Consider the following 18,537-nt stretch of genomic DNA (forward strand, 5'->3'; position numbering starts at 1 on the left):
CCAACCAGGAAGAGATTCGCGCTGGTGCTACATGGTCCGGGCGTCGATGCTCACACCATGCGTCCCGTACACACCGCACTCGCCGTCCTGGTCGCCGCCGTCTGGGGCTTCAACTTCGTCGTCATCGAGATCGGCCTCGACCACTTCCCGCCGCTGCTCCTGTCCGCCCTGCGCTTCCTCGTCGCGGCCCTGCCCGCCGTGTTCTTCGTCGGCCGCCCCAAGGTGGCCTGGAAGTGGATCCTCGGCGTCGGAATCGCCCTAGGCATCGCCAAGTTCGGCCTGCTCTTCACCGGCATGGCCGCCGGGATGCCGGCCGGGCTGTCCTCCCTCGTGCTCCAGATCCAGGCCGTCTTCACCGCCGTCCTCGCCACCGTCGTGCTGCGCGAACGGCCCGGCCCGGTGCGGCTGCTGGGCATGGGCGTGGCGCTCGCCGGGATCGCGGTCGCGGCCGTGGACCAGGGCGTCTCCGGGCCGGTGACGGGCTTCGTCCTGGTCGTCGCGGCCGCCGCCTGCTGGGGCGTGTCCAACGTGCTGACCCGCAGGGCGTCCCCGCCCGACGCCCTGAACTTCATGGTCTGGGTGTGCACGGTCCCCGTACTGCCGCTGTTCGCGCTCTCGCTGCTGCTGGAGGGGCCCGAGCGGGACCTGGCCGCGCTGCGCGCCCTGGACTGGTCCGCCGTGGGCGTCATCGCGTACGTCGCCTGGGTGTCCACCGTCTTCGGCTTCGGCGCCTGGGGGTACCTGCTGCGCCGCTACCCGGCCTCGTCGGTGGCGCCGTTCTCGCTGCTGGTGCCGGTCTTCGGGATGTCCTCGGCCGCGCTGCTGCTCGGCGAGGGGATCTCCGCACTGCGCTGGCTGGCGGCGCTCCTGCTGGTGGGCGGGGTGGGGCTGACCTCGCTGGCCCCCGCGCGCCCGCGCAGTTGGAGCGAACGGGTCAGCGCGGGGAATGCTCCCGCAGCGGCAGCCGCCAGTCCTGCCCCGTGAGCGTGACGCCGTACGAGCGGTGCGACTGCTCGGCGACCAGGGTGAATCCGGCGCGCTGGTAGAGGGACCGGGCCGAGGTCAGTACGTCGTTGGTCCACAGCACCAGTTCGCGGTAGCCCACCGAGCGGGCGAAGGCGACGACGGTGTCCACCAGCAGCTCGCCGACGCCGTGGCCGCGCGCCTCGGGCTCCACCAGGAGCAGTCTCAGCCGCGCGGTACCCGGCGCGCCGTCCTCGCGTACGCACATCACCGACCCGACCGGGCGGCCGGCGGACTCGGCGATCCAGACCCGCTCCAGGTGGGGATCGTGATCCTCGGCGAAGTCCGCGACGACCCGGGCCACCAGGCCCTCGAACTCCTGGTTCCAGCCGTACTCGGCCGCGTAGAGCGCGCCGTGCCGCTGAACGATCCAGCCCAGCTCACCGGGCTCCGGATCCCGCAGCCGCACCTGTCCGCCCGAGGTCTTCATGGCGCCCGAGGATAGCGCGCGCGGCGGCGCCGGGGCACGGCTCGTACCTCCCGGCTCCGCCCTGCGCCGTACCGGTTGGTAACCGTTCGTTGCGCCGTTGGGCACTGTTGGCCAAGTGGGGCCTCCGTCGCAACCGCAGCAAGCGGAGAAGACGCGATACGCCGAGCTCGATACCGGCCCCTGTGCCCCCGAAGACCGTTCGCGGGGCAACCAGGCGGAAACGTCTGGTTTTCGGCGATGCGGCCAACCATGGCCAACTCCCACAGGAACGGTTACTTCTTGCCGCCGCCGAGGATCTGGCCCAGCAGGTCCCCGAGGCCGCCGCCCTCCGGGCCGGTGCCCCTCGCCGGACCCGTCCCCGGGCCGGCCGTCGGCGTGCCCGCGCCGCCCTTGCCGGAGGCGGCGCGCTTGGCGAAGACGGCCAGCACCGCCGGGATGAGCAGCTCGACGACCCGGCTGACGGTCTGCGCGACGGTGTCGCGGGCGCCGTCGACGTCGGTGCCGAGCAGTCCGGCGATCTCGGTCAGCTTGTCGTCGCCGAGCTCGGCGAGCACGTCCGTCTCGAATGAAGATTCGCTCATGGCGGAAACGCTACTTGTGTGCCGATTTGACGGCACCTCGGGTCGGTCTCGGATAACAGGTAGGTAAAGCTCCGGATCCCGGTGCAACCCTGCGCGCCGATCGTGGGTCGTACGGTGCGTCGGCACTTCCGGGTGGGGATCCGGGGGGATCGGGAAGTCCGACGAGGGAGGGGTAACCGTGAGGGGGTCCGGCCGTGAGGCCGGACCCCCTTTCGTTCGTCCACGGGCCCCCTTTGTCCACAGGCGGCGGTGGGCTGTCGGCGGCGGGCGGTAGCGTCGTGGCATGACAACCAACGGGGCGGTGCAACTGGCGGTCCTCGAGGGCGTGCTGGAGCGCATCACCTACGCCAACGAGGAGAGCGGCTACACGGTCGCCCGGGTCGACACCGGCCGGGGCGGCGGCGACCTGCTGACCGTCGTCGGATCGCTCCTGGGCGCGCAGCCCGGTGAATCCCTGCGCATGGAGGGCCGTTGGGGCTCGCACCCCCAGTACGGCAAGCAGTTCAGCGTGGAGAACTACTCCACCATCCTCCCCGCCACCATCCAGGGCATCCGCCGCTACCTCGGCTCCGGGCTCATCAAGGGCATCGGCCCGAAGATCGCCGAGCGGATCGTGGACCACTTCGGCACCGACACCCTCGACGTCATCGAGACCGAGCCGAAACGGCTCGTCGAGGTCCCCGGCCTCGGCCCCAAGCGGACGAAGCTGATCGGCGCCGCCTGGGAGGAGCAGAAGGCCATCAAAGAGGTCATGGTCTTCCTCCAGGGCGTCGGCGTCTCCACCTCCATCGCCGTGCGCATCTACAAGAAGTACGGCGACGCGTCCATCTCGGTGGTGAGGAACCAGCCGTACCGGCTCGCCGCCGACGTGTGGGGCATCGGCTTCCTCACCGCCGACCGGATCGCCCAGGCCGTCGGGATCCCGCACGACAGTCCCGAGCGGGTCAAGGCCGGGCTCCAGTACGCCCTGTCCCAGTCCACCGACCAGGGCCACTGCTTCCTGCCCGAGGAGCGGCTCATCTCCGACGGGGTCAAGCTGCTCCAGGTGGACACCGGGCTGGTCATCGAATGCCTCGCCGAGCTCGCCGCCGATCCGGAGGGAGTCGTACGGGAGTCCGTGCCCGACCCGCAGGGCGGCCCGCCGCTCACCGCGGTCTTCCTGGTCCCCTTCCACCGGGCCGAACTGTCGCTGGTCGGCCAGGTCCGCCGGCTGCTGCACGCCGAGGAGGACCGGATGCCCGGCTTCCAGGACGTGGACTGGGAGAAGGCCCTCGGCTGGCTGGCCGGGCGCACCGGGGCCGCCCTCGCCCCCGAGCAGCGGGACGCGGTGCGCCTCGCCCTTACCCGGCGGGTCGCCGTCCTCACCGGCGGGCCCGGCTGCGGGAAGTCCTTCACCGTGCGCTCCATCGTGGAGCTGGCCCGTGCCAAGAAGGCCAAGGTGGTCCTCGCCGCCCCCACCGGCCGCGCGGCGAAACGGCTCTCCGAGCTGACCGGGGCCGAGGCCTCGACCGTGCACCGGCTGCTGGAGCTGAAGCCCGGCGGGGACGCGGCGTACGACCGGGACCGGCCGCTGGACGCGGACCTGGTCGTGGTCGACGAGGCCTCGATGCTCGACCTGCTGCTCGCCAACAAACTGGTCAAGGCCGTCGCCCCGGGGGCACACCTGCTGCTGGTCGGCGATGTGGACCAGCTTCCGTCGGTCGGCGCGGGGGAGGTGCTGCGGGACCTGCTGGCCGAGGACGGCCCGGTGCCCGCGGTCCGGCTGACCCGGATCTTCCGGCAGGCCCAGCAGTCGGGCGTCGTCACCAACGCCCACCGCATCAACACCGGTGTCCTGCCCATCACCGACGGCCTGCCGGACTTCTTCCTCTTCCCCGAGGAGGACACCGAAGCGGCCGGGCTCCTCGCCGTGGACGTGGCCGCCCGTCGCATTCCGGCCCGATTCGGACTGGACCCCCGCCGGGACATCCAGGTCCTCGCACCCATGCACCGCGGCCCGGCCGGCGCGGGCAACCTCAACGGGCTGCTCCAGCAGGCGATCACCCCGGCCCGGCCGGACCTCCCCGAGAAGCGGTTCGGCGGCCGGGTCTTCCGGGTGGGCGACAAGGTGACCCAGATCCGGAACAACTACGAGAAGGGGGCCAACGGTGTCTTCAACGGCACGGTCGGCGTGGTCACCGGTATCGATCCGGACGAACAGCGCCTGACCATCCGTACGGAGGAGGACGAGGAAGTGGCGTACGAGTTCTCCGAGCTGGACGAGCTCGCCCACGCCTACGCCGTCACCATCCACCGGTCCCAGGGGAGTGAATACCCGGCCGTGGTGATCCCGGTCACCACGGGGGCTTGGATGATGCTCCAGCGCAATCTGCTCTATACGGCGGTGACCAGGGCGAAGAAACTGGTCGTCCTCGTCGGGTCCCGCAAGGCCCTCGGCCAAGCGGTGCGTACGGTTTCCGCAGGCAGGAGGTACACGGCGGTCGCCGCGCGGCTGTCCGGACGCATACCGGTGGGAAACATCACCTAGATGATCGATCATTTGGGGTTCCGGCTCCGGTGCGGAGCGGGCAGGATGAGCAGCTTGACGGCACTCAGTGCCGTCAAATAGACCAAAGGCCGACCCCGAGTGCACTCTCCTGCGCCAAATGGGGGAAGGTAGAGGCAGTCAGGGCACCTCGAAGAAGAGGCACTACGTCGGTGAGGGATGACGTGAGCGACAACTCTGTAGTACTCCGGTACGCGGACGGTGAATACACCTACCCGGTGGTCGAAAGCACTGTCGGTGACCAGGGCTTCGACATCGCGAAGCTGAGGGCCCAGACCGGGCTCGTCACTCTGGACAGCGGCTACGGGAACACCGCCGCCTATAAGTCCGCCATTACGTACCTCGACGGCGAGCAGGGAATCCTGCGTTACCGCGGCTACCCGATCGAGCAGCTGGCGGAGCGCTCGACCTTCATCGAGGTCGCCTACCTGCTGATCAACGGGGAGCTGCCGACCGTCGACCAGCTCGCGTCGTTCCGCAACGAGATCACCCAGCACACGCTGCTGCACGAGGACGTCAAGCGGTTCTACGACGGCTTCCCGCGTGACGCGCACCCGATGGCGATGCTGTCCTCGGTGGTCAGCGCGCTGTCGACGTTCTACCAGGACAGCCACAACCCGTTCGACGAGAAGCAGCGGAACCTCTCGACGATCCGACTCCTGGCCAAGCTGCCGACGATCGCGGCCTACGCGTACAAGAAGTCGGTCGGCCACCCGGTGGTCTACCCGCGCAACGACCTCGGCTACGTCGAGAACTTCCTGCGCATGACCTTCTCCGTGCCGGCCCAGGAGTACGACCTGGACCCGGTCGTGGTCGCCGCGCTCGACAAGCTGCTGATCCTGCACGCGGACCACGAGCAGAACTGCTCGACCTCCACCGTGCGTCTGGTCGGCTCCTCGCAGGCGAACATGTTCGCCTCGATCTCCGCCGGGATCTCCGCCCTCTGGGGTCCGCTGCACGGTGGCGCCAACCAGTCCGTCCTCGAGATGCTGGAAGGCATCAAGAACGACGGCGGCGATGTCGACGCCTTCATCCGCAAGGTGAAGAACAAGGAAGACGGCGTCCGCCTCATGGGCTTCGGGCACCGCGTCTACAAGAGCTTCGACCCCCGGGCGAAGATCATCAAGGCGGCGGCCCACGACGTCCTCTCGGCGCTCGGCAAGAGCGACGAGCTGCTCGACATCGCGCTCAAGCTGGAAGAGCACGCGCTGGCCGACTCGTACTTCGTCGAGCGCAACCTCTACCCGAACGTGGACTTCTACACCGGTCTGATCTACCGGGCCATGGGCTTCCCGACCGAGATGTTCACCGTGCTCTTCGCGCTCGGCCGGCTTCCCGGCTGGATCGCCCAGTGGCACGAGATGATCAAGGAGCCCGGCTCCCGCATCGGCCGCCCGCGGCAGATCTACACCGGCGAGGTCCTGCGCGACTTCGTACCGGTAGAGGCCCGCTGACCCGAGGCCCTCAGCCGCGCCGAGCAGCCGCGCCGAGCAGCGGCGTCACGCATACGGCAAGCGGTGTACGAAAAGCGCCCCGCCGCCGATCCCCCCACGGGTCGACGGTCGGGGCGCTTTCCTTTCCCCGGAACGGATTCCCCCCACGGGACCCGAGCCGGGGCGTCGGTGTCTGCCGGTACCCGTTCGGGTCGGGAGGGCCGCTCAAGGCTCCCGCGGGCACGCGTCCCGGCCGGCCGATGCCTGTCGGATGTCCCCCAGGACCTCCGTGAAACGTCCCCCAAGACGTTTCTGGCATCGCCCTCATTAGACCCATGACGACCCCGGATGGTTACGTTGCCATCGCTGTGATCTGCGTCTCCTGTGAAGGACGTGTGGAGAGATGGCGGAGGAGACCCACTAGCGGAACGAGCGCAGCCGCAGGCTGTTGGTCACCACGAAGACCGAGGAGAAGGCCATCGCGGCTCCCGCGATCATCGGATTGAGCAGGCCGGCGGCCGCCAGCGGCAGGGCCGCCACGTTGTAGCCGAAGGCCCAGAACAGGTTTCCCTTGATGGTGGCGAGGGTCCGGCGTGAGAGCCGGATCGCGTCCGCCGCCACCCGCAGGTCGCCCCGTACGAGGGTCAGGTCGCCCGCCTCGATGGCCGCGTCGGTGCCGGTGCCCATGGCCAGGCCCAGGTCGGCCTGGGCGAGCGCCGCCGCGTCGTTGACCCCGTCGCCCACCATGGCGACCGTACGGCCCTGGGTCTGGAGGCGGCGTACGACGTCCACCTTGTCCTGCGGGAGCACCTCGGAGATCACCTCGTCGATGCCCACCGCGCGGGCCACCGTCTCGGCCACGGCCCGGTTGTCGCCGGTCAGCAGCACCGGGGTCAGGCCGAGCGCCCGCAGCCGTGAGACCGCCTCGGCGCTGGTCTCCTTGACGGCGTCGGCCACGGTCAGGACCCCCCGCGCCTCGCCGTCCCAGGCCACCAGGACGGCGGTGCTGCCCGCGGCCTCGGCGGCGGCCTTGGCCTCGGTGAGGGCCGGGGGCAGGGTGATCGCCCGGTCGGCCAGCAGCCGCTCGCGGCCCACGAGTACGGAGTGACCGTCGACCACGCCCTGGACGCCCAGCCCGGAGAGGTTGTGGAAGTCCTCCGCGGCCGGGAGGTCGCCCGCGCGCTCGGCGGCGCCGGTGGCGATCGCGCGGGCGATCGGGTGCTCGGAGGCGTGCTCCAGCGAGCCCGCCAGCCGCAGCAGCTCCTTCTCGTCGACGCCCTCGGCGAGGTGCACGCCCGACAGGGTCATCCGCCCGGTGGTGACGGTTCCGGTCTTGTCCAGGACGACGGTGTCCACGCGGCGGGTGGACTCCAGCACCTCCGGACCTTTGATCAGGATGCCGAGCTGCGCGCCCCGGCCGGTGCCGACCATCAGCGCGGTCGGGGTGGCCAGGCCAAGGGCGCAGGGGCAGGCGATGATCAGGACGGCCACGGCGGCGGTGAAGGCGGCGGTCGGGTCGTCGGTGATCAGCAGCCAGGTGGTCCAGGTGCCGAGCGCCAGGACGAGGACGACGGGGACGAAGACGCCGGAGATCCGGTCGGCGAGGCGCTGCACCTCGGCCTTGCCGTTCTGCGCTTCCTCGACCAGCCGGGCCATGCGGGCGAGCTGGGTGTCGGCCCCGATCCGGGTGGCCTCCACGACGATGCGGCCGGAGGCGTTGACGGTGGCGCCGGTGACGCGGTCGCCGACGGCGACGTCGACCGGCAGCGATTCACCGGTCAGCATGGAGGCGTCCACGGCGGAGGCGCCCTCGACGACCGTGCCGTCGGTGGCGATCTTCTCACCGGGGCGGACGACGAACCGGTCGCCGACCGCGAGCGCGCTCACCGGGATCCGGACCTCGGCGCCGCCCCGCCGTACGGCGACGTCCTTGGCGCCCAGTTCCATCAGGGCCTTCAGGGCCGCGCCGGCCTTCCGCTTGGAGCGGGCCTCCAGGTACCGGCCGAGCAGGATGAAGCTGGTGACGCCCGCCGCCACCTCCAGGTAGATGGCGGAGGAGCCGTCCGTACGGGAGACCGTGCCCCCCTGAACCGTGAAGAGGTCGAAGCCGTGCCGCATGCCGGGCATGCCCGCGTGGCCGAAGAACAGTGCCCACAGGGACCAGGCGAAGGCGGCCAGGGTGCCGATGGAGACCAGGGTGTCCATGGTGGCGGCGCCGTGCCGGGCGTTCGTCCAGGCGGCCGTGTGGAAGGGCAGCGCGCCCCACACGACGACCGGGGCGGCGAGGGTGAGGGAGAGCCACTGCCAGTTGTCGAACTGGAGGGCGGGGACCATGGCGAGCAGGACGACGGGCAGCGCGAGGACCGCGGAGACGAGCAGCCGTCGGCCGAGCGCCGTCAGCTCCGCGTCGCCCACCGCCGGGGCGGCGGCCCCGGACGGCTCGGCCTGCGGCTCGGGCGCCGGCGGCGGGGGCTTCTGGGCGGTGTACCCGGTCTTCACCACGGTGGCGATCAGATCGGAGACCTGGATCCCACCGCCGTACGAGACCCGCGCCTTCTCGGTGGCGTAGTTCACCGTGGCGCTGACCCCGTCCATGCGGTTCAGCTTCTTCTCGATGCGGGCCGCGCAGGAGGCGCAGGTCATTCCGCCGATGGTCAGCTCGACCTCGGCCGTGTCAGCCTCCGCCATGGTTCCCTCGCGCACTGTGCCGCTCATGCCCGGCTCCAGGGGGGTGGCCGGGTCGTACGGAACCAGTATGAGCCGGGTGTGAGCCGGCCGGTACGACCCGGCGGGTGGTGCGGAAGAGAGGTGGCGCTTATGCCTGCGCCTGGCCCGCGAGCTCGTACCCGGCCTCGTCCACGGCGGCGCGTACGTCCGCCTCGGCCAGCGGGGCGGCGGAGACCACGGTGACCTCGCCGGTGGCGGCGACGGCCTTGACCGAGGTCACGCCCGGCAGGGCGGTGAGCTCGGCGGTCACGGCGCCCTCGCAGTGCCCGCAGGTCATGCCGGTGACCTTGTACACGGCGGTGACGGCGGTTTCGGCGGTCATGTCGTTCTCCTCTTTCAGGGGGCTCTGTTCACAGATTATACCCCTGGGGGGTATAAATGCGAACACCCGCGCCGGGCGTGGACGGGAGGGCGGAGTCGGGGGTGAGCCCCGCCCCTGGGCCGTCGGCGGCCGGTCAGTCCTCGCGGCGGCCCCGGTTGCCGGGGCGGCGCGCCACCCAGGTCCGGATGGTGTCGGCGAACCAGTACGGCTTGCCGCCCTCCACGTGGTCGGGCGCCGGCAGCAGCCCGTGCTTGCGGTAGGAGCGCACGGTGTCCGGCTGCACCCGGATATGGGCGGCGATCTCCTTGTACGACCACAGCTGACGGTCGCTCATCCACGACACCTCCTTGTCCACGCCGCGGGGGCGGCCGGGAGGCCGTCGGGGGAGCCGGTGCGCGGACAGTGACGATCACTCGGGTTGTGCCCGGAGAACGACGCTCGGTGAAGGGAGGGGAGGGCTTGTCGACCGCCTGTGACCCAAAACCCGCGTCATGCGGATATGTGTGACACGAAGGAGACTTCCGTGACAGCTGTGACACAGGAGCCGCCGGGTGGAGAGGCCGGTCAGCGGTACAGGTCCGGCCGCTCCACCAGGTGGACCTCGGTCCGTACGCCGCGGCGCGCGGCGGCGAGCCCCGCCTCGGACACGGCGGCTGCGGCGTAGCCGTCCCACGCGTCCGGTCCGTCCACCCGGCCCCGCGCGGCCGCCGCCACCCAGCGCCGCACCTGGCGGTCGTAGGCGTCGGCGAACCGCGTGGTGAAGTCCTGGGCGATCTCCCCGCCCCACCGGCCGCCCGACTGGACGACCATCGAGAGGCCGTCGCCGATGCGGGCGGTGCCGGATTCGCCGACCGCCTCGCACTGGACCTGGTAGCCGAAACCGCAGTTGACGAAGATCTCCACGTCGACGATCGCCCCGCCCGAGGTCTCCAGCAGCACCAGCCGCGGATCACGCAGTCCCTCGGGCGCGGCCGAGGAAGGCGTCGGGGACAGCACGGTTACGGCCGTGATCTCCTGGCCCAGCAGCCAGCGGGCGGCGTCGACCTCGTGCACCACGGAATCGCTGATCAGCATGTCGCTGGTGAAGAAGGACGGCGAGGAGGCGTTGCGGTGGCGGCAGTGCAGGAAGAGCGGCCGGCCGATCCCGCCCGCGTCGAGCAGCTCCTTGAGCCGCTCGTACTCGGCGTCGTGGCGCCGCATGAACCCGACCTGCACCAGGCGCCGGCCGAGGCGCCGCTCCGCCTCCAGCACCCGCAGGGCGCCCTGCGGATCCGGAGTCAGCGGCTTCTCGCAGAGCACCGGCAACTCCCGTTCCAGGGCGTGCAGAATCGCTTCCTCGTGGGCGGGCCCTGGTGAGGCGATCAGGACGGCGTCCACCCCGGGCGCGGCTATCGCGGCCGCCGGGTCGGTGTACCCGGCCACGCCGTCCAGCGCCGCGGCGATCTCCTTGACCCGGTCGCCGTCCGGGTCGGCCACGGCCACCACCCGCGCCCCGCCGACCGCGGCGCCGATGCGGCGGACGTGGTCGGCGCCCATCTTCCCGGTACCGATGACCGCGATGCCGAGCGTGCTCATGTGCTGTTGCCTCCGGGGAAGTCGGGTCGGGGAGCCGTACGGGTCAACGGGCGCCGCAGGAGCGCAGGAACGCGCGGGTGCGGCGGGCGATGGGCAGCGGCCGATCCGGCGGGCACGGGTACATGTCCTGCTCCACGATGGCGAACAGGTCCACCCCGAGCGCCTGCGCCGCGGCCAGTACGGGCTCCATGGCGGGCACGCCCGACGGCGGTTCGCACATCACCCCGCGCGCCACGGCCGGGCCGAAGGGCAGCTGCTCCGCCATCACTTCGGCCAGGATCCGCGGGTCCACCTGCTTGAGGTGCAGGTAGCCGATCCGCTCCCCGAAGGTCTCGATCGCCTCGACGCTGTCCCCGCCGCAGTACGCGTAGTGCCCGGTGTCCAGGCACAGGGAGACCAGCGCGGGGTCGGTGGCGTCCAGCATGCGGGCCACGTTGCGCGGGGTGTCGATGTGGGTGTCCGCGTGCGGATGGACGGCGATCCGCAGCCCGAACCGGTCCAGGACCTCCCTGCCCAGGCGGTCGGTCTGGGAGGCGAGTTCGTGCCATTGCGCGGGGGTCAGGACCGGGTCCTCCAGCACCACGCCGCTCTTGTCGTCGCGCCAGAAGGAGGGGATGACGACGAGCCGGTCCGCCCCCATCGCCTGCGTGAGCGCCGCGATCCGCGACACGTGCTCCCAGGTCTGCTCCCAGACGGCGGGCCCGTGATGGAGTCCGGTGAAGACCGTGCCGGCGGACACCCGCAGGCCGCGCTTGGCGGTCTCGTCGGCGAGGCGGGCCGGATCGGTGGGCAGATAGCCGTAGGGGCCGAGTTCGATCCACTCGTACCCGGCGTCGGACACCTCGTCGAGGAACCGCTCCCAGGGGGTCTGCCGGGGGTCCTCCGGGAACCAGACACCCCAGGAGTCCGGAGCCGAACCGATGCGGATACGGGTCAACGCGGGCGGGGAGGACGTCATGACGGCCACCTTAGGGTGCGAGGTTCGAGGGTACGGGGAGGACGAGTGGGAGGAGGGCCTGGTGTGACCGAGGCGGACGGGTTTGCGGAGGGCGGCGCCGCGTACGGCGGCGGCGCGAACGAGGGTGCCGCGTACGACCTGATCACGATGGGGCGGATCGGGGTGGATCTCTACCCGCTGAAGACCGGGGTACCACTCGCCGAGGCGGACACCTTCGGCAAGTTCCTCGGCGGTTCGCCGGCGAACGTGGCCGTCGCGGGCGCCCGGCTGGGGCGGCGGACCGCGGTGATCACCCGGACCGGGGCCGACCCCTTCGGGGCGTACCTGCGGGCCGAGCTGCGGGGATTCGGCGTCGACGACCGGTGGGTGGGCGAGGTGGCGCGGTACCCGACGCCCGTCACCTTCTGCGAGATCTTCCCGCCGGACGACTTCCCGCTGTACTTCTACCGGCTTCCCAAGGCCCCCGACCTGGAGATCGAGGCGGACGAGGTGGACCGGGAGGCCGTACGGGCGGCCCGCGTCTTCTGGATGACCGGTACGGGGCTGAGCGCGGAACCGAGCCGGAGCGCGACCCTTGCCGCGCTGGAGGCCCGGTCGAAGTCCGGCACCACGGTCTTCGACCTGGACTGGCGGCCGACGCTGTGGGAAGGACCGCCGGGGCCCTGGTACGAACGGGCCCTCGGACTGGCGACGGTGGCCGTCGGCAACACCGCGGAGTGCGAGATCGCGACCGGCGAGAGCGACCCGTACGCGGCGGCCCGGGCGCTGCTCGCGGCCGGGGTGGAACTGGCCGTCGTCAAACGCGGACCGCTGGGCGTGCTGGCCGCGCACCGCGACGGGGCCGTGGTGGAGGTACCGCCGGTGCCGGTCACCGTCGTCAACGGACTGGGGGCCGGGGACGCGTTCGGGGGCGCGCTGTGCCACGGCCTGCTGGCCGGCTGGGACCTGGAGCGGGTGCTGCGGTACGCGAACGCCGCCGGGGCGATCGTGGCGTCGCGGCTGGCGTGCTCGTCGGCGATGCCGTTCGCACACGAGGTGGAGGAGGTGCTCGGCGGTGCCGGTGGAGTCTGAGACGGGGATGGAGTGGACGAGTCTGCGCGTGCTCGCCCTCGCCCCCGGGGAGACGTACGCACACCTGTGCGGGGAGTCGGAATGGATCGTGCTCCCCTTGTCGGGCGCCTGCGAAGTTCGCTGCCGACCCCCGGCCGCGGCGTCCGCGGCGGGCTCCAACGACCGGGTGCGGGACCGGGATTCCGGGGCTTCGGCGGTCCGGGACGATCCGGCTGCCCGGCAGTCGGCGTCGGCGGCGCGGCGGGACGACCCGGCCTGCGCCGCGCGGCCTGTGGCCGCGGCGGGGAGCGGCGGCGGAGCGTCCACCTGGCACTCCGTGCCTCCGGTAGGGCTGGAGACGGGAGGCCGCACCCCGGGCGCCGGAGCCCCGTCAGGGCTGGAAGCCGAGGGTGCCGCTCAGCCGGACGACCGGGGATCCGCCCCGGAATCGGCTGCTGCCGCCGGGCGGGACGACCGCCCTGCCCCCGCCCCGGTGCCCGCGGCGGGGCCCGACGGCCGGGACCGCGCCCGAGATCCGGCGCCGGCGGGTTCGGAAGACGGGGGCTCCGCCCGCCGCTCCGCGCCTCCGGCGGAGCTGGACGACCCGGCCTGCGCCGTGCGGCCTGTGGCCGCGGGAGGAAAGGGAGAGCCGCATGATGCCTCGGTGGAGGCCGGGGGTGGCCCTCAGGTCTTCGAACTGCGGGGGCGGGCCCGGGTGTTCGACGGGGTCAGCGACTTCGCGTACCTGCCCCGGGGCGCACGGGCCGACGTCACCTCCGCCGCCGGAGGGCGGTTCGCGCTCGTCGGGGCGCGGTGCGAGCGGGTGCTGCCGGCCCGGTACGGGCCGGCCTCCGGTGTCCCCGTCGAGCTGCGCGGCGCCGGGCCGTGCTCCCGCCAGGTCAACAACTTCGCCTCCGCCGACGCCTTCCCCTGCGACCGGCTCATCGCCGTCGAGGTGCTCACCCCCGGCGGGAACTGGTCCTCGTACCCGCCCCACAAGCACGACGAGCACCACCCCGGCGAGGAATCCCGGCTGGAGGAGATCTACTACTTCGAGATCGCCCCGCACGGCGACACCCCCGGCCTCGGCTACCAGCGCGTGACCCCCTCCCCGGCGGGGAAGACCGACATCCTCACCGAGGTGCGGACCGGCGACACGGTCCTCATCCCGGACGGCTGGCACGGGCCTTCCATCGCGGCGCCCGGCCACGACATGTACTACCTGAACGTGATGGCCGGACCGGACCGTACGCGGGAGTGGCTGATCCGGGACCACCCCGACCACGGCTGGATCCGGGAGACCTGGGCCGGTCAGGACATCGACCCGCGCCTGCCGTTCCACCCCACGGAGGATGAGTGAGGCTCACCGTCGCCCAGGCCCTCGTACGGTTCCTGGGCCGCCAGTACACCGAGCGCGACGGCCGCCGGCACCGGCTGATCGCCGCGACCTGGGGGATCTTCGGGCACGGGAACGTCGCCGGGATCGGGCAGGCGCTGCTGGAGAGCGGCCCCGAGGCCATGCCGTTCCTCCAGGGGCGCAACGAGCAGGCCATGGTGCACGCCGCCGTCGGGTTCGCCCGGCAGAGCGGACGGCTCTCGGCGCACGCCGTGACCACCTCCATCGGGCCGGGGGCGACCAACCTCGTCACCGGGGCCGCGCTCGCCACGGTCAACCACATCCCGGTCCTCCTCCTCCCGGGGGACACCTTCGCCACCCGGCCCGCCGATCCCGTCCTCCAGCAGCTCGAAGTGCCCTACGCGGGTGACATCTCCGTCAACGACACCCTGCGGCCCGTCTCCCGCTACTTCGACCGCGTCACCCGCCCCGAGGCCCTGATCCCGGCCGCCCTCCAGGCGATGCGGGTGCTCACCGACCCCGTGCAGACCGGCGCCGTCACCCTGGCCCTGCCGCAGGACGTACAGGTGGAGGCGTACGACTGGCCCGAGGAGTTCTTCGCCGAGCGGGTGTGGTACATCAGCGCGCCACAACCGGACCCCGACGCGTGGGCCGCCGCCTGCGCCGCGGTGCGCGCGGCCCGGCGTCCGCTGATCGTCGCCGGGGGCGGAGTGCGCCACAGCGCCGGCCACGGGGCCTTGCGGACGCTGGTGGAGACGACCGGCATCCCCGTCGCCTCCACCCAGGCGGGCAAGGGCTCGCTGCGGTTCGACCACCCCGCGGACGTGGGCGGCGTCGGACACACCGGGACGGCCACCGCCAACGATCTCGCCCGTACCGCCGATCTCGTCCTGGGCGTCGGTACCCGCTACACCGACTTCACCACCGCGTCGGCCACCCTCTTCCAGAATCCGGACGCCCGTTTCGTGAACCTGAACATCGCGGGCTTCGACGCGCACAAGCTGGCCGCCCTGCCCGTGGTCACCGACGCCCGTGCCGGACTGCGCTCGCTGGCGGCGGGTCTGCGCGGATACCGGGTCGACCCCGCGTACGAGCAGGAGTACACGGCCGCGAAGGCGGACTGGGAGGCCCGCGTCGACCAGGCCTACGCCACCCCCGACGAGGACGCCGAGCCCACCCAGGTCCAGGTCCTCGGCCTGCTCGACGGGCTCGTCGACGACACCGACATCCTGATCAACGCCGCCGGATCGCTCCCCGGGGACCTGCACAAGCTGTGGCGCACCCGCTCCGCCGACCAGTACCACGTGGAGTACGGGTACTCCTGCATGGGCTACGAGATCCCGGCCGCGATCGGCACGGCCCTGGCCGCGCCCGGCCGCCCCGTGTGGGCGCTCGTCGGTGACGGCACGTACCTGATGAACCCCACCGAGATCGTCACCGCGGTCCAGGAGGGCATCCCCCTCAAGCTGGTCGTCCTCGACAACCACGGCTACGCCTCCATCGGCGGCCTGTCGCGGGCGGTGGGCGGCGAGGGCTTCGGTACGGCGTACCGCTTCCGAGGGCCGGACGGCGCGTACGACGGCGACCCCCTTCCGGTGGACCTCGCGGCGAACGCCGCCTCCCTCGGGATGGCCGTCATCCGCACCCGCACCATCGGTGACCTGCGAAAAGCCCTGGCCGAGGCGCGTGAAGCGGACCGTCCCACATGTGTCTACGCACAGACCCGAACACCCGACACTGTGTCGGGCCCGCCCCCCGCGCAGGCGTGGTGGGATGTTCCTGTGGCCGAGACCGCGACCCGCGGGTCCGCGGCGGCGGCCCGCGAAGAGTACGACCGGCAAGCCGCGCAGCGACGTCGCCATCTGTGAAGGAGCAAGGTATGAAGACCGTCAACCACTGGATCGGTGGCAAGACCGTCGAGGGCGCGTCCGGCAACTACGGGCCGGTCACCGACCCGGCGACGGGCGAGGTCACGACGCGGGTGGCGCTCGCCTCCGCCGCCGAGGTCGACGCGGCGGTACGCGTGGCCAAGGAGGCGTTCCTCTCCTGGGGCCAGTCCTCGCTGGCCGCCCGTACGAAGGTGCTGTTCGCCTACCGCGCCCTGCTGGACGCCCACCGCGACGACATCGCCGCACTGATCACCGCCGAACACGGCAAGGTGCACTCGGACGCGCTGGGCGAGGTCGCGCGCGGCCTGGAGATCGTCGAGCTGGCCTGCGGGATCACCACGCAGCTCAAGGGCGAGCTGTCGACCTCGGTCTCCAACCGGGTGGACGTCGCCTCGATCCGCCAGCCGATCGGCGTCGTCGCGGGCATCACCCCCTTCAACTTCCCGGCGATGGTGCCGATGTGGATGTTTCCGCTGGCCGTGGCCTGCGGAAACACCTTCATCCTCAAGCCGAGCGAGAAGGACCCGTCGGCCTCCAACAAGCTGGCCGAACTGGCGAGCCAGGCCGGTCTGCCGGCGGGCGTGCTCAACGTCGTCCACGGCGACAAGGTGGCGGTGGACGCCCTGCTGGCCCACCCCGACATCGCGGCCGTCTCCTTCGTCGGCTCGACCCCGATCGCCCGGCACATCCACACCACCGCCTCCGCCAACGGCAAGCGCGTCCAGGCACTGGGCGGCGCCAAGAACCACATGCTGGTGCTCCCGGACGCCGACCTCGACGCCGCCGCGGACGCGGCCGTCTCCGCCGCCTACGGCTCGGCGGGCGAGCGCTGCATGGCCATCTCCGCCGTCGTCGCCGTCGGGGCCGTCGCCGACACCCTCGTCGAGAAGATCCGCGAGCGCGCCGAGAAGATCAAGATCGGACCCGGCAACGACCCGACCTCCGAGATGGGCCCTCTGATCACGGCCGCCCACCGCGACAAGGTCGCCTCGTACGTCAAGGGCGCCGCCGCGCAGGGCGCCGACGTGGTCCTGGACGGCACCGGCTACACGGTGGAGGGCAACGAGGGCGGCCACTGGATCGGCCTGTCGCTGCTCGACCACGTGAAGACCGACTCCGACGCCTACCGCGACGAGATCTTCGGTCCGGTGCTGTGCGTCCTGCGCGCCGAGACCTACGAGGAGGGCCTGGCCCTCATCAACGCCTCGCCGTTCGGCAACGGCACCGCGATCTTCACCCGCGACGGCGGCGCTGCCCGACGCTTCCAGCTGGAGGTCGAGGCCGGCATGGTCGGCGTCAACGTGCCGATCCCGGTGCCGGTCGGCTACCACTCCTTCGGTGGCTGGAAGGACTCGCTCTTCGGCGACCACCACATCTACGGCAACGACGGCATCCACTTCTACACGCGCGGCAAGGTCGTCACCACCCGCTGGCCGGACCCGGCCGACGCCCCGGCGGGCGTGGACCTCGGCTTCCCCCGCAACCACTGACCCCCACCCCCCAGCAACCCCCGGCCACCCCTCACCGGCCGGGGGTTCCGGCTGTCCGGCCGGCCGGTTCAGCGGGCCCCGGCCAGGTCCGGGGCTCGGTCCGGTTGTGGCGGGGTGGCCCCGCGGCGGCGGTGCAGGGCCCAGACGGTGAGGGCGGTCCCCGCCAGGACCAGGGCGGCGCCCGTCGCCGGCCACGGGACCGCGAGGAAGTCCGTACCGGACTGCGAGAGGAGGTCCGGATGGGCGGCCGCGCCCGCCGAGACCTTGACGTCGACCCAGTCCAACTGGGGTGCGTCCTGCCACGGTTCGGTCAGTTCGATCCGCTGGCCGGGCAGTAGGGCCGGCTTCGGTTCCCGGGCCGGCCGGTCCAGCACCTCGCGCCCGAACAGCCCCTCGGCGGACACCGTCACCCTGGGCTCGACCACCACATTGCCCCGGTTGACCAGGGTGTACGTGATGGTGGCGTGGGCGTCCTTCACCCAGGGCAGCAGCGGAGCGCTCCGGCTGACCCGTACGTCCTCCACGCTCAGCCCCGGCGTCACCGGCCCCGGCACCCGGAAGTACATCCGCGCGCCCACCGAGCGCTTCACCCCGACCTGGACCTTGCCGTCCTGCCGCACGCCCTCCACCGCCGTGTTCAGGGCGACGATCCCGCCGACGTGGTCCCCCGGAGCCGCGTCCTCGGGGACCTTCACGGTGAAGGGGACGTCCTTGCGGCCCTTGGGCGGGACGGTGACGGTGGTCGCCGTCTCCGGCGGCAGCGCGATCCAGGCGCCGACGTCCTTGGGCTGCGCCTCGGCGGGCAGCAGCGCGAAGGCGCCCCCCGACGGGGTGTTCACCGCGTCGGTGGCGAAGACCTGGAAGGTCAGCTCCTTGTCGGAGGTGTTCAGGATCGTCACGCTGTCACCGACGGTGCTCCCGGCCGCGCCCTGATGGAAGAAGTACGCGCGATCGCTCATCGCAGCACCGGCCGCGGGCGTCGGGAAGACCCCCCAGGTGCCGTTGTCGGCGGCCGAGGCGGGACCGGCGGGCAGCAGTAGGAGCAGCAGGAGCGGCCCGTAGAGGGAGGAGGCGAGAAGGGTGCGGATGCGGCGCATGGGCGGGGTCTCCAGTCGCGGCGTACAGCGGGAAAAGGTGGTGCGGCGCCGGAGCGCCGC

Annotated in this window: 14 protein-coding genes and 1 pseudogene; 7 read left to right on the forward strand and 8 right to left on the reverse strand. The window is 72.0% G+C overall.

The genetic code is table 11. From position 1 onward, the window contains the following. Positions 1–57: 57 nt before the first annotated feature. A complete protein-coding gene (locus tag ACWDYJ_RS07595; protein WP_451564551.1) occupies positions 58–984 on the forward strand; it encodes an EamA family transporter in 927 nt (308 codons plus the stop codon). Here ACWDYJ_RS07595 and ACWDYJ_RS07600 read toward each other — a convergent pair. Together ACWDYJ_RS07600 and ACWDYJ_RS07605 are read right to left on the reverse strand one after the other, a co-directional pair. Continuing rightward, a pseudogene (locus tag ACWDYJ_RS07600) lies at positions 935–1,432 on the reverse strand (GNAT family N-acetyltransferase); the annotation flags it as partial. The gene ACWDYJ_RS07595 and the pseudogene ACWDYJ_RS07600 overlap by 50 nt on opposite strands. A 293-nt stretch (positions 1,433–1,725) precedes the next feature. Further along, positions 1,726–2,034 carry a hypothetical protein gene (locus ACWDYJ_RS07605; protein WP_451564552.1) on the reverse strand — a complete coding sequence of 103 codons (309 nt, stop codon included), beginning with the start codon at positions 2,032–2,034 and terminating at the stop codon, positions 1,726–1,728. Positions 2,035–2,317: 283 nt separating this feature from the next. Here ACWDYJ_RS07605 and recD2 point away from each other — a divergent pair, with 283 nt between their 5' ends. Then, positions 2,318–4,561, forward strand: coding sequence for an SF1B family DNA helicase RecD2 (gene recD2 / locus ACWDYJ_RS07610; protein WP_451564553.1), 2,244 nt, complete (start codon positions 2,318–2,320; stop codon positions 4,559–4,561). Between the two features lie 182 nt (positions 4,562–4,743). Further along, entirely contained in the window at positions 4,744–6,033 is a 1,290-nt protein-coding gene (locus tag ACWDYJ_RS07615) for a citrate synthase (RefSeq protein ID WP_451564554.1), read from the forward strand. Between the two features lie 399 nt (positions 6,034–6,432). On the opposite strand, the gene ACWDYJ_RS07620 is transcribed toward ACWDYJ_RS07615, so the two are convergent. The 5 genes from ACWDYJ_RS07620 to ACWDYJ_RS07640 all read right to left on the reverse strand — a co-directional run bounded on the left by ACWDYJ_RS07620 (position 6,433) and on the right by ACWDYJ_RS07640 (position 11,594). Continuing rightward, on the reverse strand, positions 6,433–8,727 hold the full coding sequence (locus ACWDYJ_RS07620; RefSeq protein ID WP_451564555.1) for a heavy metal translocating P-type ATPase: 2,295 nt from the start codon (positions 8,725–8,727) through the stop codon (positions 6,433–6,435). A gap of 100 nt (positions 8,728–8,827) precedes the next feature. Next, positions 8,828–9,061: a heavy-metal-associated domain-containing protein gene (locus tag ACWDYJ_RS07625; RefSeq protein ID WP_451564556.1), complete on the reverse strand. Its 234-nt coding sequence runs from the start codon at positions 9,059–9,061 to the stop codon at positions 8,828–8,830. Between the two features lie 133 nt (positions 9,062–9,194). Continuing rightward, positions 9,195–9,395, reverse strand: a complete 201-nt coding sequence (locus tag ACWDYJ_RS07630; protein ID WP_451564557.1) for a helix-turn-helix transcriptional regulator — start codon at positions 9,393–9,395, stop codon at positions 9,195–9,197. A 230-nt stretch (positions 9,396–9,625) separates the two neighbouring features. Beyond that, on the reverse strand, positions 9,626–10,636 hold the full coding sequence (locus ACWDYJ_RS07635) for a Gfo/Idh/MocA family protein (RefSeq protein WP_451564558.1): 1,011 nt from the start codon (positions 10,634–10,636) through the stop codon (positions 9,626–9,628). A 43-nt stretch (positions 10,637–10,679) separates the two neighbouring features. Beyond that, positions 10,680–11,594, reverse strand: a complete 915-nt coding sequence (locus ACWDYJ_RS07640; protein ID WP_451564559.1) for a sugar phosphate isomerase/epimerase family protein — start codon at positions 11,592–11,594, stop codon at positions 10,680–10,682. Between the two features lie 138 nt (positions 11,595–11,732). Here ACWDYJ_RS07640 and iolC point away from each other — a divergent pair, with 138 nt between their 5' ends. The 4 genes from iolC (at position 11,733) to ACWDYJ_RS07660 (ending at position 17,380) form a co-directional block, all read left to right on the forward strand. Then, entirely contained in the window at positions 11,733–12,665 is a 933-nt protein-coding gene (gene iolC, locus ACWDYJ_RS07645) for a 5-dehydro-2-deoxygluconokinase (RefSeq protein ID WP_451564644.1), read from the forward strand. 472 nt (positions 12,666–13,137) lie between these two features. Then, the gene (gene iolB, locus ACWDYJ_RS07650; protein ID WP_451564645.1) at positions 13,138–14,004 is read left to right on the forward strand and encodes a 5-deoxy-glucuronate isomerase; all 867 of its coding nucleotides are present in this window, start codon (positions 13,138–13,140) and stop codon (positions 14,002–14,004) included. Then, positions 14,001–15,869, forward strand: a complete 1,869-nt coding sequence (gene iolD / locus ACWDYJ_RS07655; protein ID WP_451564560.1) for a 3D-(3,5/4)-trihydroxycyclohexane-1,2-dione acylhydrolase (decyclizing) — start codon at positions 14,001–14,003, stop codon at positions 15,867–15,869. The genes iolB and iolD overlap by 4 nt, the downstream gene beginning before the upstream one ends. Before the next feature lie 11 nt (positions 15,870–15,880). Next, a complete protein-coding gene (locus ACWDYJ_RS07660; RefSeq protein ID WP_451564561.1) occupies positions 15,881–17,380 on the forward strand; it encodes a CoA-acylating methylmalonate-semialdehyde dehydrogenase in 1,500 nt (499 codons plus the stop codon). Positions 17,381–17,448: 68 nt separating this feature from the next. On the opposite strand, the gene ACWDYJ_RS07665 is transcribed toward ACWDYJ_RS07660, so the two are convergent. Then, on the reverse strand, positions 17,449–18,477 hold the full coding sequence (locus ACWDYJ_RS07665; RefSeq protein WP_451564562.1) for a WxL protein peptidoglycan domain-containing protein: 1,029 nt from the start codon (positions 18,475–18,477) through the stop codon (positions 17,449–17,451). Positions 18,478–18,537 lie beyond the last annotated feature (60 nt).

Source organism: Streptomyces sp. NPDC003042 (genome assembly GCF_053591315.1).

Excerpts from the sequence above, each read along its gene's own strand:
- ACWDYJ_RS07660 (WP_451564561.1), top strand. The coding sequence starts at position 15,881 with ATGAAGACCGTCAACCACTGGATCGGTGGCAAGACCGTCGAGGGCGCG.
- ACWDYJ_RS07625 (WP_451564556.1), bottom strand. The coding sequence starts at position 9,061 with ATGACCGCCGAAACCGCCGTCACCGCCGTGTACAAGGTCACCGGCATG.
- recD2 (WP_451564553.1), top strand. The coding sequence starts at position 2,318 with ATGACAACCAACGGGGCGGTGCAACTGGCGGTCCTCGAGGGCGTGCTG.
- ACWDYJ_RS07620 (WP_451564555.1), bottom strand. The coding sequence starts at position 8,727 with ATGAGCGGCACAGTGCGCGAGGGAACCATGGCGGAGGCTGACACGGCC.
- ACWDYJ_RS07595 (WP_451564551.1), top strand. The coding sequence starts at position 58 with ATGCGTCCCGTACACACCGCACTCGCCGTCCTGGTCGCCGCCGTCTGG.
- ACWDYJ_RS07630 (WP_451564557.1), bottom strand. The coding sequence starts at position 9,395 with ATGAGCGACCGTCAGCTGTGGTCGTACAAGGAGATCGCCGCCCATATC.
- ACWDYJ_RS07605 (WP_451564552.1), bottom strand. The coding sequence starts at position 2,034 with ATGAGCGAATCTTCATTCGAGACGGACGTGCTCGCCGAGCTCGGCGAC.
- ACWDYJ_RS07665 (WP_451564562.1), bottom strand. The coding sequence starts at position 18,477 with ATGCGCCGCATCCGCACCCTTCTCGCCTCCTCCCTCTACGGGCCGCTC.
- ACWDYJ_RS07635 (WP_451564558.1), bottom strand. The coding sequence starts at position 10,636 with ATGAGCACGCTCGGCATCGCGGTCATCGGTACCGGGAAGATGGGCGCC.
- ACWDYJ_RS07640 (WP_451564559.1), bottom strand. The coding sequence starts at position 11,594 with ATGACGTCCTCCCCGCCCGCGTTGACCCGTATCCGCATCGGTTCGGCT.